At 51.5% G+C, this 1,039-nt stretch carries 5 tRNA genes and 2 rRNA genes; all 7 read right to left on the reverse strand.

The features are described from left to right. Positions 1-74: 74 nt before the first annotated feature. A tRNA-Lys gene (locus tag ACFVVA_RS42140) sits at positions 75-147 on the reverse strand. Between the two features lie 4 nt (positions 148-151). Beyond that, positions 152-226, reverse strand: a tRNA-Gln gene (locus tag ACFVVA_RS42145). A gap of 11 nt (positions 227-237) precedes the next feature. Continuing rightward, positions 238-312, reverse strand: a tRNA-Glu gene (locus ACFVVA_RS42150). 9 nt (positions 313-321) lie between these two features. Next, a tRNA-Ser gene (locus tag ACFVVA_RS42155) sits at positions 322-412 on the reverse strand. Position 413: 1 nt separating this feature from the next. After that, positions 414-488 (reverse strand) — tRNA-Asn (locus ACFVVA_RS42160). 9 nt (positions 489-497) lie between these two features. After that, positions 498-613 (reverse strand): 5S ribosomal RNA (gene rrf, locus ACFVVA_RS42165). Positions 614-663: 50 nt separating this feature from the next. Beyond that, positions 664-1,039: ribosomal RNA gene (locus tag ACFVVA_RS42170) — 23S ribosomal RNA — on the reverse strand; the annotation flags it as partial.

The raw sequence follows: 1,039 nt of genomic DNA on the forward strand, positions 1-1,039 counted from the left end.
AAATTTTGTAAACCACTTCCAAAAATCCACAAAATAAAAACCTAGGGATAAATTTCCCTAGGTTAACATTTTTATGAGCCATGAAGGACTCGAACCTTCGACCCTCTGATTAAAAGTCAGATGCTCTACCAACTGAGCTAATGGCTCTTTATGGCTGGGCTAGCTGGATTCGAACCAACGCATGACGGAGTCAAAGTCCGTTGCCTTACCGCTTGGCTATAGCCCAACGAAGGTAAATGGTGACCCGTACGGGATTCGAACCCGTGTTACCGCCGTGAAAGGGCGGTGTCTTAACCGCTTGACCAACGGGCCATACAATAATGGCGGAGAAGGAGGGATTTGAACCCTCGCGCCGCTCACGCGACCTACACCCTTAGCAGGGGCGCCTCTTCAGCCTCTTGAGTACTTCCCCATGGCTCCGCAGGTAGGACTCGAACCTACGACCGATCGGTTAACAGCCGATAGCTCTACCACTGAGCTACTGCGGAATGAAGAAAGCCTGGCGACGTCCTACTCTCACAGGGGGAAACCCCCAACTACCATCGGCGCTGAAGAGCTTAACTTCCGTGTTCGGCATGGGAACGGGTGTGACCTCTTCGCTATCGCCACCAAACCATTGAGAGTGCTCTCTCAAAACTAGATAACAATAAGCATACATTCAAATTGGTTAAGTCCTCGATCGATTAGTATCTGTCAGCTCCATGTGTCGCCACACTTCCACCTCAGACCTATCAACCTGATCATCTTTCAGGGATCTTACTTCCTTGCGGAATGGGAAATCTCATCTTGAGGGGGGCTTCATGCTTAGATGCTTTCAGCACTTATCCCGTCCGCACATAGCTACCCAGCGATGCCTTTGGCAAGACAACTGGTACACCAGCGGTGTGTCCATCCCGGTCCTCTCGTACTAAGGACAGCTCCTCTCAAATTTCCTACGCCCACGACGGATAGGGACCGAACTGTCTCACGACGTTCTGAACCCAGCTCGCGTACCGCTTTAATGGGCGAACAGCCCAACCCTTGGGACCTACTCCAGCCC

Source organism: Kitasatospora sp. NPDC058048, from assembly GCF_042885555.1.
In the GTDB taxonomy this organism is placed as follows: Bacteria; Actinomycetota; Actinomycetes; order Streptomycetales; family Streptomycetaceae; genus Kitasatospora; species Kitasatospora lactacystinica.